The 20,780-nt window shown below is 73.3% G+C and carries 14 protein-coding genes; 3 read left to right on the top strand and 11 right to left on the bottom strand.

Going from position 1 to position 20,780, the window contains the following annotated elements; all coding sequences use genetic code 11:
* From L3X23_RS07300 to L3X23_RS07270, 7 genes are all read right to left on the bottom strand, one after another.
* A complete protein-coding gene (locus tag L3X23_RS07300) occupies positions 1-537 on the bottom strand; it encodes a biotin/lipoyl-containing protein (RefSeq protein ID WP_237191334.1) in 537 nt (178 codons plus the stop codon).
* 2 nt (positions 538-539) lie between these two features.
* Complete coding sequence (accD, locus tag L3X23_RS07295; RefSeq protein WP_255733911.1) at positions 540-2,231, bottom strand: acetyl-CoA carboxylase, carboxyltransferase subunit beta; 1,692 nt, start codon at positions 2,229-2,231, stop codon at positions 540-542.
* Entirely contained in the window at positions 2,228-3,766 is a 1,539-nt protein-coding gene (locus L3X23_RS07290; protein ID WP_237191333.1) for a PfaD family polyunsaturated fatty acid/polyketide biosynthesis protein, read from the bottom strand. The genes accD and L3X23_RS07290 overlap by 4 nt, the downstream gene beginning before the upstream one ends.
* Positions 3,760-5,544 carry a beta-ketoacyl synthase gene (locus tag L3X23_RS36035; protein ID WP_237191332.1) on the bottom strand — a complete coding sequence of 595 codons (1,785 nt, stop codon included), beginning with the start codon at positions 5,542-5,544 and terminating at the stop codon, positions 3,760-3,762. Before L3X23_RS36035 ends, L3X23_RS07290 begins: the two co-directional genes overlap by 7 nt.
* A gap of 367 nt (positions 5,545-5,911) precedes the next feature.
* Entirely contained in the window at positions 5,912-12,589 is a 6,678-nt protein-coding gene (locus tag L3X23_RS07280) for a type I polyketide synthase (protein ID WP_237191331.1), read from the bottom strand.
* Between the two features lie 67 nt (positions 12,590-12,656).
* The gene (locus L3X23_RS07275) at positions 12,657-13,229 is read right to left on the bottom strand and encodes an SGNH/GDSL hydrolase family protein (protein WP_237191330.1); all 573 of its coding nucleotides are present in this window, start codon (positions 13,227-13,229) and stop codon (positions 12,657-12,659) included.
* Positions 13,226-14,434, bottom strand: coding sequence for an NAD(P)/FAD-dependent oxidoreductase (locus tag L3X23_RS07270; RefSeq protein WP_237191329.1), 1,209 nt, complete (start codon positions 14,432-14,434; stop codon positions 13,226-13,228). Before L3X23_RS07270 ends, L3X23_RS07275 begins: the two co-directional genes overlap by 4 nt.
* 284 nt (positions 14,435-14,718) lie before the next feature.
* On the opposite strand from L3X23_RS07270, the gene L3X23_RS07265 reads away from it, so the two are divergent.
* Positions 14,719-15,231: a DUF4442 domain-containing protein gene (locus L3X23_RS07265; RefSeq protein ID WP_237191328.1), complete on the top strand. Its 513-nt coding sequence runs from the start codon at positions 14,719-14,721 to the stop codon at positions 15,229-15,231.
* 4 nt (positions 15,232-15,235) lie between these two features.
* Here L3X23_RS07265 and L3X23_RS07260 read toward each other — a convergent pair whose 3' ends face one another.
* Complete coding sequence (locus L3X23_RS07260) at positions 15,236-15,664, bottom strand: MarR family winged helix-turn-helix transcriptional regulator (RefSeq protein WP_237191327.1); 429 nt, start codon at positions 15,662-15,664, stop codon at positions 15,236-15,238.
* A 75-nt stretch (positions 15,665-15,739) separates the two neighbouring features.
* On the opposite strand from L3X23_RS07260, the gene L3X23_RS07255 reads away from it, so the two are divergent.
* Positions 15,740-16,237, top strand: coding sequence for a hypothetical protein (locus L3X23_RS07255; protein WP_237191326.1), 498 nt, complete (start codon positions 15,740-15,742; stop codon positions 16,235-16,237).
* Here the strand turns inward: L3X23_RS07255 and L3X23_RS07250 are convergent.
* From L3X23_RS07250 to L3X23_RS07240, 3 genes are all read right to left on the bottom strand, one after another.
* The gene (locus L3X23_RS07250; RefSeq protein WP_237191325.1) at positions 16,228-17,775 is read right to left on the bottom strand and encodes a long-chain fatty acid--CoA ligase; all 1,548 of its coding nucleotides are present in this window, start codon (positions 17,773-17,775) and stop codon (positions 16,228-16,230) included. The two genes, L3X23_RS07255 and L3X23_RS07250, sit on opposite strands and share 10 nt — an antisense overlap.
* Before the next feature lie 33 nt (positions 17,776-17,808).
* On the bottom strand, positions 17,809-18,672 hold the full coding sequence (locus tag L3X23_RS07245) for an MBL fold metallo-hydrolase (protein ID WP_237191324.1): 864 nt from the start codon (positions 18,670-18,672) through the stop codon (positions 17,809-17,811).
* Positions 18,673-18,737: 65 nt separating this feature from the next.
* Positions 18,738-19,664 (bottom strand): LysR family transcriptional regulator, encoded by a 927-nt coding sequence (locus L3X23_RS07240; protein ID WP_237191323.1) that lies wholly within the window; start codon positions 19,662-19,664, stop codon positions 18,738-18,740.
* A 213-nt stretch (positions 19,665-19,877) separates the two neighbouring features.
* Between L3X23_RS07240 and L3X23_RS07235 the strand changes: the two genes are divergently transcribed.
* Positions 19,878-20,756: a PDR/VanB family oxidoreductase gene (locus tag L3X23_RS07235; protein WP_237191322.1), complete on the top strand. Its 879-nt coding sequence runs from the start codon at positions 19,878-19,880 to the stop codon at positions 20,754-20,756.
* Positions 20,757-20,780: the final 24 nt, after the last annotated feature.

Here is a 20,780-nt window from a genome sequence, read left to right as displayed (position 1 = left end):
TCACTCCTCGGCGAGGGCGAACAGCGGTGCGCCGAACTCGACGGCGGTCGCGTCGGCGCACAGCACCTCGACGACCCGCCCGCCGCGGTCCGCCTCGACCGGGATCATCAGCTTCATCGCCTCGACGATCCCGACCTGCTGACCGGGGCTGACCAGGTCACCGGTGTCTACGAAGGGCGCGGCCCCCGGCTCGGAGGACCGGTAGAACACCCCGACGGTCGGCGCGGTCAGGGTGTGCTGGACGGTCACGGTCGCCGCCGGAGCAGCAGGACCAGCGGTGGCGGGACCCGCCCCGCCGCTGCCGTCGAACGGCGCCTGTCCAGCGCCCCGAACGGCACCGTGGGGACGGGGCCCGTCCCCACGGTCCCGTTCGGGCATCAGGGTCGGCAGCAGGTCCCATTCGAGGGTCACGCCGTCGACGCCCAGCTTGATCCGCGCGGGCGGACGCGGGTCGGCGGCCATGGCGGTCGCGGTGCGGTGCAGGCTCGCGAGGACGGCCTCCAGCCCGCTCGGGGCCGCGGGTTCAGGCGTGGACACATTCATGCGATGTCTCCGATCGGGGCGGGCGCACCGAAGGCGCGGAAGCGCTGGTGTCGGCGAGCGAGGCGGCTCGCGTTGTCCATCCGCGAGAGCCCCACCAGGCTCCCGACCAGCGCGGATCCGAGATTCTCGGCGGCGGCCAGGTGGTCGCCGTGCGCGGCCTCCGGCACCACACCGTCGACGACACCGAGGCCGAGCAGCGAGCGGGCGTCGACCTGCAGCGCCTCCGCCGCACGCGGGGCGGAGCCCGCGTCCTTCCAGAGGATCGAGGCGCAACCCTCCGGGGTGATCACCGAGTAGACGGCGTTCCCGCACATCAGTACCTCGTCCGCCAGGGCGAGGGCGAGGGCGCCACCGCTGCCGCCCTCGCCCGTCACCACCGCGACCACCGGTACCGGGAGGCCGGACAGCAGTCGCAGGTTCTCGGCGATGGCCACGGCCTGGCCCTGTTCCTCGGCGGCGACGCCGGGGAAGGCGCCGGAGGTGTCGACCAGGCTGACCACCGGCAGGCCCAGCTTCCCGGCCAGTCGCATCGCCCGCGCCGCCTTGCGGTAACCGGCGGGGGTGGGCATGCCGTAGTTGCGCCGGGGCAGCTCGGCCGGGGTCCGCCCCTTCTGCGTGCCGACCAGCACGACCGGCATCCCGGCGAGTCGCCCCAGGCCGCAGATCATCGCGCTGCAGTCCGCCGCCATCCGGTCGCCGTGCAGCTCGGTGAAGTCCTGCAGGAGCAGGTGGGCGTAGTCCAGCGTGGTCGGCCGACCGAACCGGCGGGCCGCACGGACCGCCTCCCACGGATGCCGCTCGGGCAGCTGCCCCGCGTCCCTGACCAGGACGTCGACCGGCTCTCCCACCAGTGCCGGGTCCTCCGCCACGGAGAGCAGCCGGGCCAGGGCGCCGCGCAGCTCGCCCCGTGGCGCGATCAGGTCGATGATCCCGTGCTCGAGGAGGTACTCGGCGGTCTGGAAGCCTGCGGGCAGGGTCTCGCCGATGGTCTGGGCGATGACCCGCGGGCCTGCAAAGCCGAGCCGGGCGCCCGGCTCGGCCACGATCACGTCGCACAGGGTGGCGAAGCTGGCGGCGACGCCGCCGTAGGTCGGGTCGGTGATCAGCGAGATCGTGAGCACTCCAGCGTCGTCGAGCCTGCGCAGCGCCTGGCTCGTCTTGGCCATCTGCATCAGAGCGAGGATGCCCTCCTGCATCCGAGCCCCACCCGAGGCGCTGACCAGCAGCAACGGCGTCCGCGTCCGCTCCGCCGTCTCGGCGGCGAGCGTGATGGCCTCACCGACGGCCGCGCCGAGAGATCCCCCGAGGAACCGGAAGTCCATCGCCGCCACGACGACGGCGTGGCCGCCGATCCGGCCCCGCGCGCAGAGGACGGCCTCGTCGAGGCCGGTCGCGCGGCGAGCGTCCCGGAGGCGGTCGGGGTAGGGCTTGGAGTCGACGAAGCCGAGGACATCGGTATCGGGAACCGCGGTCGGCAGCACGTCCCAGCCGAGGTCGAGCAGCTGCGCGAGACGCTCGGGCGCGGTGAGCGGGTGGTGATGGCCGCACTCGGGGCACACGGAGTCGCTGCGGCGCAGGCGCTTCGCATAGACCATGGCGTCGCAGGCCCGGCAGAGTACCCAGGCCAGATCTCGGTCGGGACGGGGTTCCCGCGGGATGGGGACGGGCGCGGGCAGGGTCTCGGTCATCGCAGGATCTCCGGTCGGTGGGCGGCGCACCCGGCGGGCAGGGTCACGCCCGCCTGGCGCAGGGCGGTGACGCGGCTGTGGAACGCCGCACCCCGCATGAGGTTCTCGGCGAGCCCGCTCACCGTGCGGGCGCCGACGGGTTCGAGCGGTGTGCCGGCGAGCCAGCTGTTGCAGGCGCCCATCGCGGCGCCGCACCAGATCTGGAAGTCGGCGGTGCGGTCGGCGACCCCGGCCGCCGCCCAGTTCGACGACAGGCCGAGGTACCAGCGGAACACCAACGCCATGCGGCGCTTGGGGTTCTCGGCGGCGCGGGTGATCTGGTCGGGGTCGCGGCGGCTGAAGTAGTCGACCGTGTCGGCCCACACGTCGTCGAGGGGGCGGCGGAAGACGGTGCGCTCCAGCGATTCCCGCTCGGCAGCGGGGATGTCGTCGAGCCCGTCGTGGCGCCGGTACAGATCGTAGAGACGACGTGCGCGAGCGGGGAACATCGTGCCGCGGCGCAGCACCTGGACGTCGACCCCGAGCTCGAACATGTCGCTCGACGGCGCCATCTCGCAGTCGGTCACCGAGGCCTGCCCGAGCAGCTCCTTGGCCTGCGGGGACTGCCCGGACTCGACGCAGGCCTGGTTGATCGAGCCGGTGACCACGTAGTCCGCGCCCTGTGCGAACGCTGCGGAGACGGCATCGGGGCTGCCGATACCGCCCCCGGCGCCGATGCGGACGGGGCGGTCCCCGCGCAGGCGCAGGAGTTCCCCGAGCAGGACCGGCAGCGGGCGGCGGTCGGTGTGGCCGCCCGAGTCCGCCTCGGCGGTGATGTCGTCCGCCATCGGGACCGTCCGCGCGAGCTCCTTCTGCTCGGCACTGATCCGGCCCTCCTCCACCAACCTGCGCAGGATCGGCTCCGGGGCGGGGGCGAGGAACAGCTCCGCGACCTCGGTGCGGGAGACCTTGGCGATCACGTGGTGCGCGATTCCGTTGCGGGACAGACCGAGTGCGCGATATCGGACGATCTCGGGCGTCAGCTCCATGAAGGCAGACGCCTCAACCGTCGTCACGCCGTGCTTCAGGCAGAGGTCCACCGTGGACCGCTCCATGGCGAGCTCGCTGGGGCTGTGGATCAGGTTGCAGGCGAAGGACCGCCCGGCGGCGTCTCGGGTGATCGCGGCGAGGCCGGCGTCGACCTTCTCCGCGACCAGCCCGGCCGCGCCGAAGCTGGCGAGCACTCCTGCTCGGGCCAGCGCCGTCACCAACTCGGCGGAGGCGATCCCGTGCGCCATGGCGCCGGCGTGGTAGGCGAGCCGGACGCCGTGGGTGCGGCGGAAGGACGCGGCGCCGAGCCGGGCCGGGGGCAGCGGGCCGGTCGAGGCGAGCACCTGCCCGCTGGGTGCGTGAGCCACGGCGACGCCGCGCTCGTCCCGAATCACGTAGACGGGGCGTTCGAGGTCGGCGAGGACCCGGTAGATCGCGTCGGGCGTGCGCGCGAGCCCACTCCCCAGGGCGTCGAGGTCTCGTTCGGTCAGGGTCGTGGTCACCATGCCGGCGCCCCCTTCTCCCGCGCCTCGGCGGCGACGTCGGTCAGCTCGTAGATGCGCAGGCCGGGCTTCCAGACGGAGGCGTCGCCGACGACGCGCACCCGGCCCGGACGCCGCTCGACCCGCTTGACGTGCACCTCGAGGGTCATCTCGCCGTCGTGGGCGAGGATCTGGCCGCGGTAGCGCCAGGCCAGCTCCACACCTGCGGGGACGACGAACTCGGGCTCGGTCAGCTCGGCCGTCGCGCCCGAGTCGAGGAGCCACTCCTGCAGCGCCTGGATCACCGCCTCCACGCCGAGCGAGCCGGGCATGACCGGGTCGAGGTGGAAGTGCCGGGCGAAGAACCAGTCGGAGGACTCGACGACCCGCCGGCCCCGGATGTACCCGGCGCCGTGGAGCCCGCCGCCGTCGACGACCTCCAGGTTCCGCACCAGGTCCAGCTCACCGGTGGCGCCGGTCCGTCCGCCCTCGACGCTCCTGGTCTGCTGCGGGTGCTGCTCCAGCCAGGTCGGGACGAAGGTGCCGTTGTCGAGGCCGGTCTGGTTGGCCAGGGCGGTGGCGTTGAAGAAGCCGAACAGCGAGGTTCCGGAGTAGAAGGGCTGCGTCGTCGCGCGGTCCTCGCCGTCGAGCCACAGCTGGTAGGAGAAGCTCTGCAGCACCGCGCCGGACAGGACGGTGGTGGCGAGCAGCTCGGAGCGCTGGACGATCGTGCGCCCGCGGAGGTCCACCTCGCGGTGGAGCGTGGCGCTGCCGTCGAGGTTGCGGAGGCTGTAGTCCTCGGTGGGGTCGGTCAGGGTGGCACCGAGGTGGTAGCCCAACAGGAGCGCCGACTGCAGCGAGGTCTCCATCAGGATGACGTTCGAGACGGTGGGGCTGGGGGCGGCGCCGTAGTACCAGGCGTCGGCGGCGGAGTCGTACTCCGTCTCCCCGGTTCCGGTCGTGAGATCCCCACGGGTGCCGTTGACCTCCATGACGCGTCCGACCAGCCGGAGCCCACCGGCGGGCGGACGGGTGGCGCGGACCTCGGCGTAGCGGGCGAACTCCGGGCCGAGGGCCATCTGGAGGTCGCCGACCGACGCGGTGGCCAGGGCCAGCTCGTCGACCACCGCGAGCCTGCCGGTCACGCCTCGGCGCACCGGGAGCGCGGGCGGGTTGCCGCCGCGGCGGGTGCCGAGCGGGGTGCCCGGCTCCTCACAGACCGCGACGGTGAGGCCGTCGACGGTTCCGGCCGCGCACTCCAGGTCGAGTCGTACCCAGGGTCGAGGCAGGAGATCGGCGGCCGTGACCTCGGCGAGGACCTCGACGTCGCCGGCGGGGAGGGCACGGAAGACGACGCTCGGCCCACCTCGCGTGTCGGTGGGAGCGGCATCGAGTCCGGCGACGAAGCGGGCCGCGGGGACGACGGTGGCCAGGCCGAGCCAGCCTGCGATCACCTCGCCGACCTGGGTTGCGAGGGCACGCAGCTCCTCGGCGTCGGCGGGGGCGGGCGCGGTGCCGCGCAGGACGGCGACGCCGACGGGGCCGCCGGGACGAAGCTCGGTAACGCTCCGCAGCGGGCCGGTGCTCAGGGTGGGGCCGGGCTCGCCGCGCTCGTGGCGCGGACCGAACACTCCGGCCAGATCGCCGCGCCGGAGCCTGTCCAGAGCGGTGCCGTCCAGGCTCTCGACGAGCGCCGGCGCCAGGGGTTCGAGTCCGCCCTCGGGGCGGTACCCGGCCGCGCTCAGGGCGAGCCGGTTCGGGGCGGGGAGCAGGGCGGGCCGTCCCGTCTCGGCCGCACCCACCGCCTGATCCGTACTGGGGGCGGACGGAGGTCGATACCCGACCGGTCCGCTTCCCGTATGTGGATCACGACCTTCGCGGAGGGCACTCAGCGCCGCCCCCTGCCATGCGGCCTGAGCCTCGATCGCCGAGCGATGGGCGGCCACGAGGCCTGCCCGCAGCTCGTCGACCAGCTCCGCTGCGACGGCCGCCCCAGAGGAATGATCCACATCTTGGGAGGGAGCGGGTCGCTTCTCGACGGTGCCGCTCCCCGGTCGTGGATCACGGTCGCCGGTCGGGGCGAGTGCGGCCCGTGCCGCTCCGACGTCCGGGACGGGGGTGAGCGCGTCGAAGGGTTCGCCCTCGAAGGTGATCTCGTCGAGCGACATCTCAGGCCTCCTCGTTCCACGACCGGACGGCCTCGGCGAACTTGGCGGCCATGTCCGGCGTGCTCACCACACCGATGTCCGCCCACCGCTGCAGAACCCGCCCGTCGGGGTCGGTGACCGTGGCGTTCACGGTCGCGCCGCCGCTCGTGGGGCGGAGGTCGTGGGCAGTGACCCGGAAGGGGGTGTCCGCCGGGATCGGGGAGTAGAGATCGACTACTCCGACGGACAGCGGCAGGCACCCGGCCCGCAACGACCAGACCCCGAGGACCGACGCGACCTGCAGCACCACGTCCCCGAGGACCGGGCTGTGCAGCTCGGCGGCCCACCCGCCACCGGCGAGCGGGGTGTCGGTCAGCCGGCACTCGGCGACCAGGCGGGTCTCGGAACGTTCGATGACCCTGCGCAGACCCTGCAGGAGCGGGCCGTGGAAGAGGTCGGCGTCGCGGTAGACCTGCAGGCCGTCGTCGCCGGTGGCCGGCTCCCAGGTCTCGGCGGCGGGCGCGACGCCGGGTCCGGCGGCGAGGAGCAGCGTGGCGCCGAAGTGCGGCTGGTCGGAGGCGATCCGTGCGTGGACGGTCAGCAGACCGCCCTGGACGGTGCCGCGGTCCAGTGCCAGCTCGAGCTCGCCCGGCTCGGTGCCGTCGAGCACGATCCCGCGGTGCACCCCGACGTCCCGCAGCCCGACGACCCGCAGGTCGCGATGCGTCCGCTCGGCCGTGCGCATCATCCAGCCGATGGCGGCGGAGAGCGGCAGCACGGGGGCGGCACCGATCCGGTGGTCGGCGACGACGGGGTCCTGCGTCAGCGGGTGGGTGTCGCGGCGGACCCTGACCTCCCGGACCGTCTCCGGCGCGACGGGCGCGAGCGCGCCACCGGGTGCGACCAGCACGGACCGCTCCCCGTTGCCGATCTCCTCGACGAACGCGGCGGCGCCGACGGCCGGGTCGATCAGCGCCACCCCGCGGGCCGCGAACAGCTCCTTGAGCTCCGGTGTGACCATTCCGCCGTCCCACGCTCCCCAGTGGATAGCGGTGCCGTCGAGCGTGGCTGCGGCGCGGTCGAGCGCCTCGTTGGCCGCGGCGTAGTCCGCCTGGCCGGGGTTGCCGAGGACCCCGGCGACCGATCCGAAGACCACGACCCGGGGCGAGGTCTGCACGGCGTCGAGCACCGTACGCAGCCCGGCGATCTTCGGCCCGACCACCCGGTCGACGGCCTCGGCCGTCTTGTCCGGCAGGGCCGCGTCGGCCAGGGCGCCCGCGCCGTGGACCAGCGTGGTGACCCGTCCCGCGTCGTCGCCGAGCGCGGACCGGACCCCGTCGACGTCCGTGACGTCGGCGCTCAGGTACCGCACCCGGGCGCCTGCCGCGCGGACGGCGTCCAGGGTCGCGCGGATCTCCCGGCGGGCCTTCAGGGTGGCGACCTCGCGCTCGACCTCCTTCGGGCCGAAGCCGCCCGTGCCGTTGCGCAGGTCGGTGATCAGGGCGGCCTTGAGCCCGTCGTCGGGGACTCCGACCGCCCACTCGGGCTCGGTCTCGTCGACACCGGTGGTCCGGCCCAGCAGCAGGAACTCCGCCGGCACACGCTCGGCGAGGGCGATCACGCAGGCGGCGGTCACCCCGCGACCGCCGCCGGTGACCAGCACGACGTCGTCAAAGGTCAGTCCCGGCGCGCCGGGCGTCTCACCGGCGAGGCCCCGGTCGGTCCGGACGGTGGTCCAGCGGGCGCGGTCGATGTCGACGCCGACCTCCGCCACGAGGTCGGGATCGTGCAGCTCGGCCAGCACGACGTCCGCGAGCGCGGTGTCGTCCAGCCCGGGCGCGACGTCGACGGCGCGGGCGAACACGCTGGGCGCTTCTCGGGCGAGGGTCTTGGCGAGCCCGGTGAGCCCGCCCTGCAGCGCGAGGTTCAGCTCGGCGGTGCCGCGGTGACCGAGCCCGCCGTCGATCCGGGTGATGGTCACGAACGCGGCGCGCGAGGTCTCCGCGGTGCGGCGCAGCGCCTCGACGGTCGCGCCCGCGGTCAGCGCCCCGCCGGTGAGCAGCTGCTCTGCCGGGACGTGCGGACCTGCCAGGAGAAGGACCGCGTCGAGCTGCTCGGGCTGCTCGGTGGTCAGGGTCCAGCCGCGTCCACGCAGGGCGTCGACCAGGGCCGCGGGCGCGGTCGTGCCGTGCTCGACGAGCCACGCCACCGGCTGCTCCGCGTACGGGCTGATCGAACGGTCGACCGGCGGCAGCGGGGCGAGCTCGATGGTGAATCGGCGGGGGCGGACGTCGGCGGAGCCGGGGCGTGCGATGTCGACCGTCTCCTCGGCCCGCTCGGGCTCGACGGCGGCGACCGGCTCGGCCGCGCCACCCCCTCCGGCGAGCACTCCGACGATGTCGTCCACCGAGCGCAACTCGGCGAGCTGCTCCGGGCCGACAGCGGTGACACCGGGCACGCGTTCGGCGAGCGCGCCGAGGATCTGAACCCGCTTGATCGAGTCGATCCCCAGGTCGGTCTCCAGGTCCATGCCCGGCTCGACCATCTCCACCGGGTAGCCGGTCTTCTCGGAGACGACGGCGAGCAGCGCCGCCCGGACCGCATCCGGGTCCACACCGGACAGGGCCGGCGCGACCGGAGTGGCCGGTGCGGCGGCGAGGACGCCGACGATGTCGTCGACCGACCGCAGCTCGGCGAGCTGCTCGGGCCCGACGGGCGGGAGCCCCGGGATGCGCTCGGCGACGGCGCCCAGGATCTGCACCCGCTTGATCGAGTCGATCCCCAGATCGGCCTCCAGGTCCATGCCCGGCTCGACCATCTCCACCGGGTAGCCGGTCTTCTCCGACACGACCGCCAGCAACGCGGCCCGCACGGACCCCGTATCGACGCCGGCGGGTGCGGACACGTTCCCCGACGCAGAACCCGCAGAGGTCGGCGCCGCCGCGAGGACGGCGACGATGTCGTTCACGCTGCGCAGCTCCGCGAGCTGCTCCGGCCCGACCGGAGGGAGTCCGGGGATGCGCTCGGCGACGGCGCCGAGGATCTGCACCCGCTTGATCGAGTCGATCCCCAGATCGGCCTCCAGGTCCATGCCCGGCTCCACCATGTCCACCGGATAGCCGGTCTTCTCCGACACGACCGCCAGCAACGCCGAGCGCACGGCATCGGGGGCCGGGCCGGTCGCCGTCGGTGCCGCGACGGCCGAGGGTGACGATCCGTCGGACTCGGTGGCTCCCCGGATGGAGGCGCCACGGTCCGCTGGGCTGGTGACGGATCCGCCACCCACCGGGCCCGTCGTGGACCCGCCGGGCGGGGTGCCGGTCGGCGCGAGGGTCGGGCCGCCGTTCCGGGCGGGGATGCCGGTCAGGGTGCCGCCGTGGGCGAGGGCGGACGGGCGTGGGAGGAAGGCAGGCGCATCGGCGAGCATCGCAGCGCCCCGGCTTGCGCCGTCCCCGCCGGTCGAAAGGCCGCCCACGAGGCCGGACATCCGGGAGAGCACCTCGTTGGCGTGGGTGTGGCCGCGGCTGATCGCGAGTGCGGAGTCGGCGACGGCCCGGACGCCGGCGTGGACCTGCGGGTCGAGCTGTCCGCCCTGCGCTCGCAGGACGTCCACCAGGCCCTCGGTGATCCGAAGCTGGCTGTCGAGGTAGCGGGAATGCAGGTCGACGTGCTCGGCGAGCGCGTCGCTCGTCGGTACGGTCACGGCGGGTCCTTCCGCGGGCGGGAGGGGTGCGGACGCACCGGAGAGGGCGACCGCCGCGGCGGCGTCGGTCGGCGCGGCGGCGCCGCCGGCGGGCTCCACACCTGGCACGCCGGCGGGCGGCTCGGCGGAGGGGACGGGCGCAGGGGCAGGGGCGATCCTGTACCCGCTGGTCAGGGCTTCACGATAGGCCTCGGTGCGGGACTCGGGGCGGTGGGTCATGCCGGTGAGCGGGATGGTCATGCCCTTCGGCTCGACCTCCGCGAAAGGCTCGGCGAGGTAGCGGTCGAGGCCGGTGAGCGAGGCGCCCAGGACCACGAGCTGGACCGCGGCGCCCAGCAGCGAGACCGCGGAGTCCCCGGACGGTCCGGCGTCCGTGGCGATCGCGACCGCGCGCTCCCCCAGCGTCCGCTCGACCAGCCCGGTCAGGACCTTCTTGGGTCCGAACTCGACGAACACCGTGGCTCCCGCCTCGGCGAGCTGCTCCAACCCGGCTACGAACTCGACGGGCTTGCGCAGTTGCTCGGCGAGCACCGTCCGGTTGTCGTCCACGTCGGAGCCGTAGGAGGCGCCGGTCGAGTTCGCGACGAGCAGGCCCGACGGAGCGGAGATCTCGACGGTGGAGACGGCGGTGCGGAAGGCCTCGACCGCGTGGTCGACGTGCGAGGTGTGGAAGGCGGCCGCGACCGGCAGCCGCGTCGCCGAGATCCCGCGGGCGGAGAACGCCTCCACGGCGGCCGACACGGCGGCGCCCGACCCGCCGATCACCACCTGCGCGGGAGCGTTGTGGTTGCACACCACTGCGCCGTCGAGCCCGGCGAGCACCTCCTCCACGGCCTCGCGGGAGGCCGAGACCGCGGCCATCGTGCCCGGGTCGTAGTCCGGGTCGGTGGGCGGTGCCATCGCCCGACCGCGGGCCCGGGACAGGGCGTGGAAGTCGGTGTCGGACAACGACCCGGCGGCCCACAAGGCGGTCAGCTCGCCGTAGCTGTGTCCGAGGAAGCCGAGGGGCGCGAGCCCGAAGGAGCGCAGGACGTCGTACTGCCCGGCGGCCAGCGCACCGATCGCGGGCTGCGCGTACTCGGTGCGGCGCAGCGCCTCCTCGCGCTCCGCGGCCACGTCCACGAAGGACGGCGGCGGGAACACGGCGGCGGCGAGGGTGTCCGCCCCCGCGTCGGCGAACCCGGCGTTGGCGGCGTCGAACGCGGCCCCGACCGGCGGGAGGTCGATCGCGGCCCGACGGCCCATGTCGACGTACTGGCTGCCCTGTCCGGCGAACAGCGCGGCGATCCGGACGGCCGGCAGCGCGGCCGACCGGAACCACACCCCGCGCGGGTGCGACCGGACGTCGCCGGTTCCGGACTCCACGAGCGATCGGGCCTCGCCGAGCAGGACGTCGAAGTCCTCCTCGGACCGGGACACGAACCCGACCCGGGCGTGCCCGGCGGGGATCTCCCCGCTCTCGGACGCCGGCCCGTCGAGTGCCGCGAGCAGGTCGGCGGGAGTCGCGGCGTGCCACACGTGGGCCCGCGGCCCGCGGTGCGCGGTGGGCGGGCGCTCCGCCGATGCCTCGCGGAGCACCACGTGGAAGTTGGTGCCGCCGAAGCCCATCGCCGACGCCGCGGCCCGGCGGACCGGGCGACGCGGGTCCCGGATCCAGGGCCGGGTCTCGGTGCTCGGGTAGAGCGCGCTGTCGGCCAGGGCGCTGTTCGGCGTCGAGATGTTGATGGTCGGAGGCAGCACCTTGTGCCGCAACGACAGGGCCAGCTTCATCAGCGACGCGGTGCCCGCGGCGCCCTTGGTGTGCCCGATCTGCGACTTCACGCTGCCGATCGCGGCGTAGCCCTTCTCGCCGGAGGCCTCGCTGAGGACGGCGCCCAACGCGGTGAGCTCGGTCCGGTCACCCACCGCGGTGCCGGTGGCGTGTCCCTCGAACAGCTCGACCGACGCCGGGGAGACACCCGCGTCGGTGTAGGCGCGGCGCAGGGCCAGCTCCTGGCCCGACGCGCGCGGCGCGTAGATGCTGCCGAACCGACCGTCGGAGGAGGACCCGACGCCCTCGACGACCGCGTAGACCCGGTCGCCGTCGCGCTCGGCGTCCGCGAGTCGCTTGAGCGCGATCAGTCCGATGCCCTCTCCGACCAATGTGCCGTCGGCGGTGTCGTCGAACGGTTTGATCGTCCCGCTCTTCGACAGCGCCTGGGTGCGCGAGAAGCACATGTAGCCGAAGACCGTGTTCTCGGTGTCGCAGCCGCCGGTGATCATGAGGTCGGCACGGCCCTCGGCCAGCTCGGCGCACGCCATGCGGAGCGCGGACAGCGAGGACGCGCACGCGGCGTCGACCGCGCAGTTCATGCCGCCCAGGTCGAAGCGGTTCGCGATGCGGCCTGCGGTGACGTTGCCCAGGAGGCCGGGGAAGGTGTTCTCCTCCCACGGCGGGAAGGCCAGCAGGTACTTCTGCGCGATCGCCTCGGCGTCCGCGTCGGACAGCCCGCAGCTGCGCACGACCTCCTTGAGTACCGGCGTCTCCAGCCGAGCGGCCATCGGGTGGGTCAGGGGCATCGGGCCGGTGACGCCGAGCGTCACGCCGGTACGGGCGGGGTCGTACCACGACGAGTTCCCCTCGTCGGTGATCGCGCCTGCGTCCCGCAGGAGGTCACGGGCCACCACGAGCGAGAGCAACTGGACGGTGGTGGTCACCTCGAGCTGGTTGGGCGGGAGCCCGAACTCCCCCGGCGAGAACCGCGTCTCGGGCACGAACCCGCCGCGGGTGCAGTAGGTCGTGTCCGGGTGCGACGGATCGGTCGACGGCGTCGGGTCGAAGTAGTCCTCCGGGCGCCAGTGGGTCTCGGGGACCTCGGAGGTGCAGTCGACGGCGTCGAGGATGTTCTGCCAGTAGTCGCGGTAGTTCCGGGCCATCGGGAACAGCCCGGCCATGCCGATGATCGCAATGGGTTCGTCCGCCGTGCGGCGGCCGATTCGAGCTGGGGAGTCGGACACGAGTCCTCTTTTCAGCGTCAGTTCGCACCCGATTCGGCACACCGGATCGGGAAAGCCTGAGAAATCGTCAGGAAAGCAGCGTGGCGATCTCGTCCGCGATGGTGCGGTGGCCGAGGGCGGAGGGATGGATGCCGTCCGGGTACCACATGTCCGGGTCCGCGCAGAGCGGCGCGGTGGACAGGGCGTAGCGGACGACGCCGCGCTCGGCGCAGAGCGCGGCCAGGAAGTCGTTGGCCTCGGCGAAGCGGGCGCGCAGCGCGTCCCGGTGCTCGGGCGGGAGGCCGGGGAGCTTGCCGGGGATGTCCGGGTAGTCGTGGGTGAAGACGCGGCGCCCGGGCGCGGCGACGGCGTCGAAGATCGTCGTCAGGTTGCGCCGGAACCCGTCGTGGTCGTAGGCGCGGACCAGGTCGTTGCCGCCGACCGCGACCCCGAGTTCGTCGGTGTCGACGTCCGCGATCTTGGCGAGCTGCCGCTCGACGACGTCCGTGGTGGTGGCGCCGTACTCGCCCAGGTTGAGCACGTCGGAGAGGCCCAGTCGGTGCGCCACCCGGGGCACCCAGCCGGTGAAGCCGCCGTTGCCGTCGGGGTCGCCGCGGCCCTCGGCGAAGCTGTCACCGATCACGACCAGGTCGTACCTCATGCGACGGCGCCCATGATCCGGCCGACGTTGGCGGGGGCGAAGAACTCCTCGCCGCTGATCCCGCCGCCGACCATCGAGAGGAACTGGCGGGTCGCGGGCTCGTTGCCCGAGACCGCGCGGAACAGGGCCTGCAGTTCCGGCGAGAGGTCGAGGTCGGAGATCTGGGTGGTGAAGGCGTAGGCGCCCTTCGTCGTCGCGTCGCGCTCCGCGACGTACTCGGCGAGCACGTCGCCCATCGGACGGCCGTCGAACCCCTCGGCGATCTTTCCGGCGAGCAGCTCGGCATGGGTGAAGGCGTCGGAGATGCCCTTCCCGGTGAACGGGTCCTTGTGGTATCCGGCGTCACCGACCAGGGCCCAGCCGGGACCTGCGGACTCGCGGTAGAAGTTGTCGGGGTAGCGGATGCCGATCATCCGCTCGACCTGCTCGCCACCGGCGACCTGCTCGGCGAGGTCCGGCACCACCTGCTCGAGGACCTCGGTGAAGTTCTTGTCGACGTCGCGGCGGAACTCGGCGTACCGGTCGCGGGTGCGCATCACGGCGACCAGCGTCCGGCCGTCGTTGGTCGGCCAGAGTCCGACCTGCTGGCGGCCCAGCCCGATTCGGCTGTGGAAGCCGGTGTCCGGGATGCCCGTCCAGTAGCTGTAGTAGATGAAGCACGCAGGCTCGACGACGTCGTAGCTGCCGGCGCCGACGGCCTCGGCGACCCGGGACCGTGCCCCGTCCGCCCCGACCACGATCCGGGCGCGCTCCTCGACCAGGTCGCCGTCGGCGGTCTGCAGACGGACGCCGCGCACCACGCCGTCCTCGACGATCAGGTCCCGCACCGTGACGCCCAGCCGAACCTCCGCGCCGGCCGCCTCGGCGGCGCGCAGCAGCACCGGGTCGAGTGCAGTGCGCCGTGGCGCCAGGGTCGCGGTGATGCCGTCGATGGGGTCGGCGAACCCGGAGATGACGGCGTCGTCGTAGGAGATCGTCATGCGGGTGATCGGGGTGACGCCGGTGGCGAGGACCTCGTCGAGCAGGCCCCAGGACTGCAGCCGGGCCAGGCCGTACTGCTGCAGGTAGTGGGTCGACACGGTGTCGGCGGGCAGGGCGGTGCGGTCGACGACCAGCACGCGGTACCCGCGGCGGGCCAGCAGCATCGCGACGGGCGACCCGGCGCAGCGGGCGCCGACCACGATCGCGTCGTAGGGCTCGTTCATCTCACTCCCCGAGGTGACGGCCGATCCTGGAACGGTCCGGGTTGGGTCCGTCGCCGTCGACGGGGCAGGAACGGCACAGGCACGAACAGACTCTGTACGGGAAATGTGTCTACGGGCGCGCAGAATGGAAGTCAACGAGCCCTCTCGCACGATGGCGCCGCACTATCGAGTCATGCACCACCCCGATCACGCTGCGATTTCGCCGTGTCGCCCCCGCACGTTCGTCGCCATTCAGGACAGTATTGTTCACCTGCCGTCCACACGTTCCGGCGGTAATGGACGGCATGACTGCCACCACCAATCCGCTGACCGCCGTCGTAGCCGAGCTCGCCGCGGCGGGCGGACCGATCGACCTCGAGCGGCTCCGCGCGACGGTCGACACGATGGTCCCCTTCTGCAACCACGTCGGCGTCCGGGTGACCGAACTCGCGCCCGACCACGGGCAGGCCGAGCTGCCCGCGCGCCCCGAGCTGGAGAACCACTTCGGCACGGTCCACGCGGGTGCGCTGTTCCTGGCCGCCGAGGTGGCGGGCGCCGCGGCCTTCGCGGGCGCGATGGCGCCGCGGATCACCCGCCTGCAGGGCTTCGTGCTGCGCTCCTCGAAGATCGCGTTCCTCAAGCCCGCCACGGGGCACGTCCGCGCCCGCGCCACTCTCGATCGACAGGCGGTCGACGCCGTCCTGGCCGGCGGGGGCGGCCGGTTCGAGCTGGCGGGCCTGGCCCTCCTGCACGACGACGCCGACGTCCTCCTCGGCCGCGTCGAGCTCGACTACGTCGCCTGGCTGGGCTCAGCCTGACCCCTCATCCCAGGACCTTCTTCAAGAGAGCGGCGAGGGTCGCCCGCTCCGCGGCAGTCAGATGCTCGAACGGAACGTCACCCGCCGCGGTGACCACCGGGTAGGCCCGCGAGAGCAGCCCCCGCCCCTTGTCCGTCAGCCGTAGGACGGCCGCCTTCCCCGGGCCACCGTCGTCCCGCGAAATCAGCCCGGAGGCAACGAGCCCGCGCAGCGACTCGCTCATGCTCTGCGGGGTGACCAGCACCCGCCTGGCGAGCTCGCCCTGACTCATGTCCGGTTCTCGAGCGAGCAGCGCAAGGGTGCTGAACTGGCGCGGGTTGATCCCGTGCTCGCGCAGAGCCGCCTGCCAGGGCCGGGCGACATGGTCGGCGGCCCGGACCATCAGGTATCCCAGCTGCCCGTCGGGATCGAGGGGTACGAACGAATCCGGCATCACTGCCATGGTGACACCATCAGGACCCTGATGCTACTATCAGGTCCCTGATGGTGTCCGCGCGAGGAGCCGATCGTGTCGCCTGTCCTGCAACGTCGACTCACGGGCGCCGCGGTCGTCGGCCTTGCCTGGTGGTTCTTCGGCAATCTCTACGAGGCCGTTGTGCTCTCACCGAACTGGGCTATCGACACCGCGGACCGCATGCAGGACTTCTACGATTTCACAGTCCGGACCGGTCCCACCCTCTACTTCGTTCCGATCACCCAGCTCGCCGTCGCGCTGCTCTGGGTGCTCGTGGTCCTCAACCGAGTGCCACAGGCACGCGGCGCATACCTTCTGGCAGGCCTTCTCGCCCTTCTGGCTACGGCGGTGAACGTGGTGATCGTGGCGACCGTCGTTCCCGAGCTGTTCGGCGATCCGACCGCCGTCGCACCGGATCGACTCGCCGACCTCGCACTGCGGTGGAACGTGCTGAACGTGGTCCGGCTACTGCTCACCGGCGCAGCGGCGTTCGTCGCGCACAAGGCGTACCGGTGCGTCGACCGGGCCGGCGTGCCGACCGGTCAGCTGTAGATCCGGGCTATGTCCTCGGCGTAGCGCTCGGCGATCACGGCGCGGCGGAGCTTCAGGCTCGGGGTCAGTGTTCCGTCGGCGATGCTCAGCGCTCCCTCGACGACCGTCCACCGTCGGATCGACTCCGCCCGGCTGACCAGGGAGTTCGCGTCGTCGATCGCCGCCTGGACGTCCGCCTCGCCATCGGTGAAGACCAGCGCTGTGACGTGGGAGCGGCCCTCCCCCACCACGACCGCGTGGGCGATGCCGGGGTGCAGCCGGATGCGGTCCTCGAGGGGCTCCGGCGCGACGTTCTTGCCGCCGCTGGTCACGATGATCTCCTTGCGGCGGCCGGTGATCGCCAGGTAGCCGTCCTCGTCGAGCTCGCCGAGGTCGCCCGTGGCGAGCCAGTCCGCACCGGCCGGCTCCGGCCAGTACCCCGGCGACACGTTCTCGCCGCGGACCAGGATCTCGCCGTCGTCGGCGATCCGGACCGCGCAGCCCGGCAACGCGCGCCCGACCCGACCCGCCCTGACCGCGCCCGGAGCGCTCATCGTGACCACGGTCGTCGACTCGGTCAGCCCGTACGCCCCGAGCACCACGACGCCCAATGCCTCGGTGAAGGCCGCCGTCGTCGGGTCCAGCGAGGCACCGCCGCAGATCACGTGGGCGAGTCTGCCCCCGAGCGCTGCCCGCATCGCGTCCGCCGCCGGTCCGTTCCAGGACGATGCGGCGGCGACGGCGGCGGCCTCCTGCTCCGGGGTCAGGACCGCGCGCGCCCCCTTCCGCAGCTTCTCCAGCGCGTACGGCACCAGGACCAGGAACGACGGGCGGAACCGCGACAGCTCGGCGGTCAGCTCGCTCGCCGAGACCAGCAGCCCGGTCCGCACGCCCGCCCACAGACACCCGAGCGCGCTGACCCGCCCGAAGACGTGGGAGAGCGGCAGGAACAGCAGGGTCGAGGCGTCCGCGGCGGCGAAGAGCTCGGGTAGGAACGACACGACGTTCCCGGCCGCGGCGAACAGGTTGCGATGGGTGAGCACGCAGCCCTTGGGCAGGCCGGTGGTGCCGCTGGTGTAGACGATCGTGGCGATGTCGTCCGGGGCGATCGGGGTCTGCTCCACCGGGGCCGCGGTCCGGACGGCGGCGAAGGGCTCACCGCCGGACAGCGCAACCTGCGCGGGAGTTTCGGCGAAGACCCGCACAGCCCCGGAGTCGGCCAGCACGTGCTCGACCTGCGTCCGGGACGCCGTCGGATAGATCGGGACCGTGATCGCCCCCACGAGCAGGATCGCCAGGTCGAGGACGACCCACTCCGGGGTGTTGCCGCCGAACACGGCGATCCGGTCGCCGGGCCGGACACCGTCGGCGACCAGCCCGCCCGCCAGGCCCCGGACACGGTCGGCGAGGGCACGGCCGGAGATGTCGACCCACCCGTCGCCCGACGGGGCGGCGAGCACGGGACGGGAGCCGCAGGCGTCGAGCCTGGCGAGGATCTCGGCGGCGACCCCGCCGCGCTCGGGCAGGGTGACGAGGGACGGGACGAGAGCGGCGGTCACGAGGGGCCTCCCACAGGTGCGGAGGCCTGGGCGTCAGCCCCTGCTGGCCGGCGCCGCTGCCGGGCGGGTGTCGACGCGCAGGCCAGGTTCGGCGATGCGGATCGGCCCGGCGAAGGCGGCGGCCGCGTCGTCGCGGCGCTCCGCCAGCCAGGCGGGGTCGGAGCTGACGAAATGGGTGAGCACGAGCTCACCGACGCCGCCGTCGGCGGCGGCCCGGCCTGCGTCGGCGCCGGAGAGGTGGCCGTGCGGACCGGTGTCGGTGACGGCCAGGGTCGCTTCGGCGAGCAGCAGGTCGACACCCTCGGCGAGCGGGCGCAGGCCGGGAGTCATCCCGGTGTCGCCGGTGTAGGCCAGCGAGGACGACGGGGTGTCGACGCGGACGCCGCAGTTGGCGGCCACGTGCCGCAGCGGGTGCAGTGAGAGGCGGGCGTCGCCGATCTCGACCTCGTCCCCGGCGGCGTACTCGACGACCTCGAAGGCCAGGTCGAACACCCGGTCCAGCAGCGGCATCGTGGTCACCGGGAAGAGCGAGGCGAGCCGATCCAGCACCGCGCGCCCGCCCTGGGGCACGTACAGCGGGAGCCGGGGTCCGCCCAGGTCGAGGTGCTGCGCGGCGGTCACGGGATCACCGGCGCGCTCCCCGATCACGGCCTGCAGCCGCTTGTAGAGCAGCGCCTTGCCGAGGGGCAACAGGTCGTAGCAGTGATCGGAGTGCAGGTGGCTGATCACCACGGCGTCGAGCGCCGAGTCCGCGGCGGAGAGCACGGTTGCGATCCCCGGTCCACAGTCGAGCAACAGGCGCGTCCGCTCCCGCGTCTCGACCAGGTAACCCGAGCTGGCCTGTCCCTCGGCCGGCATCCCCGACCGGCATCCGAGCACCGTCAGCTGCACGGGCACCTCCCCACGTTCGACGTTCGTCGCCACGGTGGCCGACGACGGCGAGGCCGGGCAAGGAGCGAACGTCAACCGTGCGATGCGCGAGGCCTATCGGGCCAGGTGAACGTGAACGGCCCGGCCGCCTCCAGCGCGCTCAGCAGCGCGTCGACCAACGGCGTCCGGTCCTCGGACCGCCAGACGACGTGCAACGCGAGGGTCGGCGCCGGAGCGGTCAGCGGCACCGCGACGATCCCCTGCGCGGGCGCCCGCGCGGCTCGGGACGCCGACGCGAACCCGATCACCTGTCGGGCCGAGACGAGCACGCCGGTCGCCACCGGGTCGTCCACCTCGGCCGTGATGGTGAGCTTGATCCCCGCGCGGTCGGCAGCCCCCATGATCGCGTCGTGCATCGCAGGACTCTGCTCTCGGCGGAAGAGCAGGCACGGTTGGCGGTCCAGCATCCGCATCGGCATCGCCTCGCGTCCGGCCCACGGGTGTCGCTCCCCCACGATGGCGACGATCGGGACCGTCATCAGCTCGGTCGACGACAGGTGTGGGCTGACCGGCCTGCCGTAGACGAAGGCGACGTCGAGCTCCCCGGAGAGCACTCCCTCCATCTGTGGCCCGGTCCGGCGCTCCCAGAGCTGGGTCTGCACGCGGGGGTGCTCGGTATTCAGCGCGGCGAGGGTCGCGGGGAGCACGTCCTGCCCTGCCGGGAAGTTGAAGCCGATGTTCAGCGTGCCCGCGCGGCCGGAGGCGACGGCGTGCGCCGCCGCGATGGCCCGGTCGACCTGGTCGAGCAGTTTGCGGGCCTCCTCCCGGAACGCCTCCCCGGCCGGGGTCAGCCGCACCTCGTGCGAGCTGCGGCGGACCAGCTCCACGCCGACGTCGCGTTCCAGGCGCTGGAGCTGCTGCGACAGGGACGGCTGGGCGAGGTGCAGACGCTGAGCCGCGCGGCCGAAGTGCAGCTCCTCGGCGATCGCCAGGAAGGAACGCAGATACCGGAACTCCATGTGTGACCCCCTCCCCGACGGGTGCGTGGCGACGGTAGGCCGCGCGAACCGTCACCAGACGACGCGGAGACGAACGTTGCGTGACGGCGCGCATCACGATCGGGTGTCCGTGCAGCTCAGACGGCCTACAGCGCACCCAGCCGAACCGATCACATGATTGCCGTCGGCATTCGCCGGCCACGCAGGCCCACCCCCGACCTAGCGTCTGCGGACGTGCTGTGTGAGATCTCCTCCCGCCGGACGGTCGCCGAGGACGTCGTGGAGCTCGAGCTGTCCGGCCCGCCCGTGAGCTGGACCCCCGGCTCCCACATCGACCTGCACCTCGCCCCCGGGCTCGTCCGCCAGTACTCGCTGGTCGGCCCCGGCGACGGAGAGGGAGGGCGTCTACAGATCGCCGTACTCCGCGAGCCCGCGGGCCGCGGCGGCTCCGCCTTCGTCCACGACCGGCTCCGGGTCGGTGACCGGGTCGAGGTCGGCGGCCCGCGCAACCACTTCCCTCTGGTCCCCGCACGGCGGTACCACTTCGTGGCCGGCGGCATCGGGATCACACCGATCCTGCCGATGATCGCCGCCGCCCACGCCGCCGGCGCCGACTGGCGGCTGCTCTACGGCGGCCGGTCCCGCAGCTCGATGGCCTACCTCGACCGGCTCGACGATCCGCGGGTGACCGTGCAGGCGGGCGGACTGCTCGAACTGCGCGCCGGCGTGGACCCGGAGGCGGAGGTGTACGGCTGCGGCCCCGCCCCGATGCTCGATGCGCTGGTCGCGGCCTTCCCCCGCGCGCACGTCGAGCGCTTCACCCCCGTCGAGGTCGACCTGCCCGAACGCCCTTTCGAGGCCGTCCTGCAGCGCACCGGGATCACCGTGCAGGTCCCGGCGGGCCGCAGCCTGCTCGCCGCCGTCGAGGCCGCCGGCGTAGAGGTACTGCAGTCGTGCCGGGAGGGCACGTGCGGCACCTGCGAGGCGGCCGTGCTCGAGGGCGAGCCCGAACACCGCGACTCCGTGCTCGACGAGGTCGACCGCGAGGCGGGTGGCGTCATGATGATCTGCGTGTCGCGCGCTCGCGGCGACCGGCTCGTGCTCGACCTCTGATCGCTCCACAGGCGAGTCCGATCG

This window comes from Pseudonocardia sp. WMMC193, assembly GCF_021728735.1.
GTDB classification, from domain to species: Bacteria; Actinomycetota; Actinomycetes; order Mycobacteriales; family Pseudonocardiaceae; genus Pseudonocardia; species Pseudonocardia oroxyli.
This window is presented reverse-complemented; position numbering and strand designations above follow the sequence as displayed.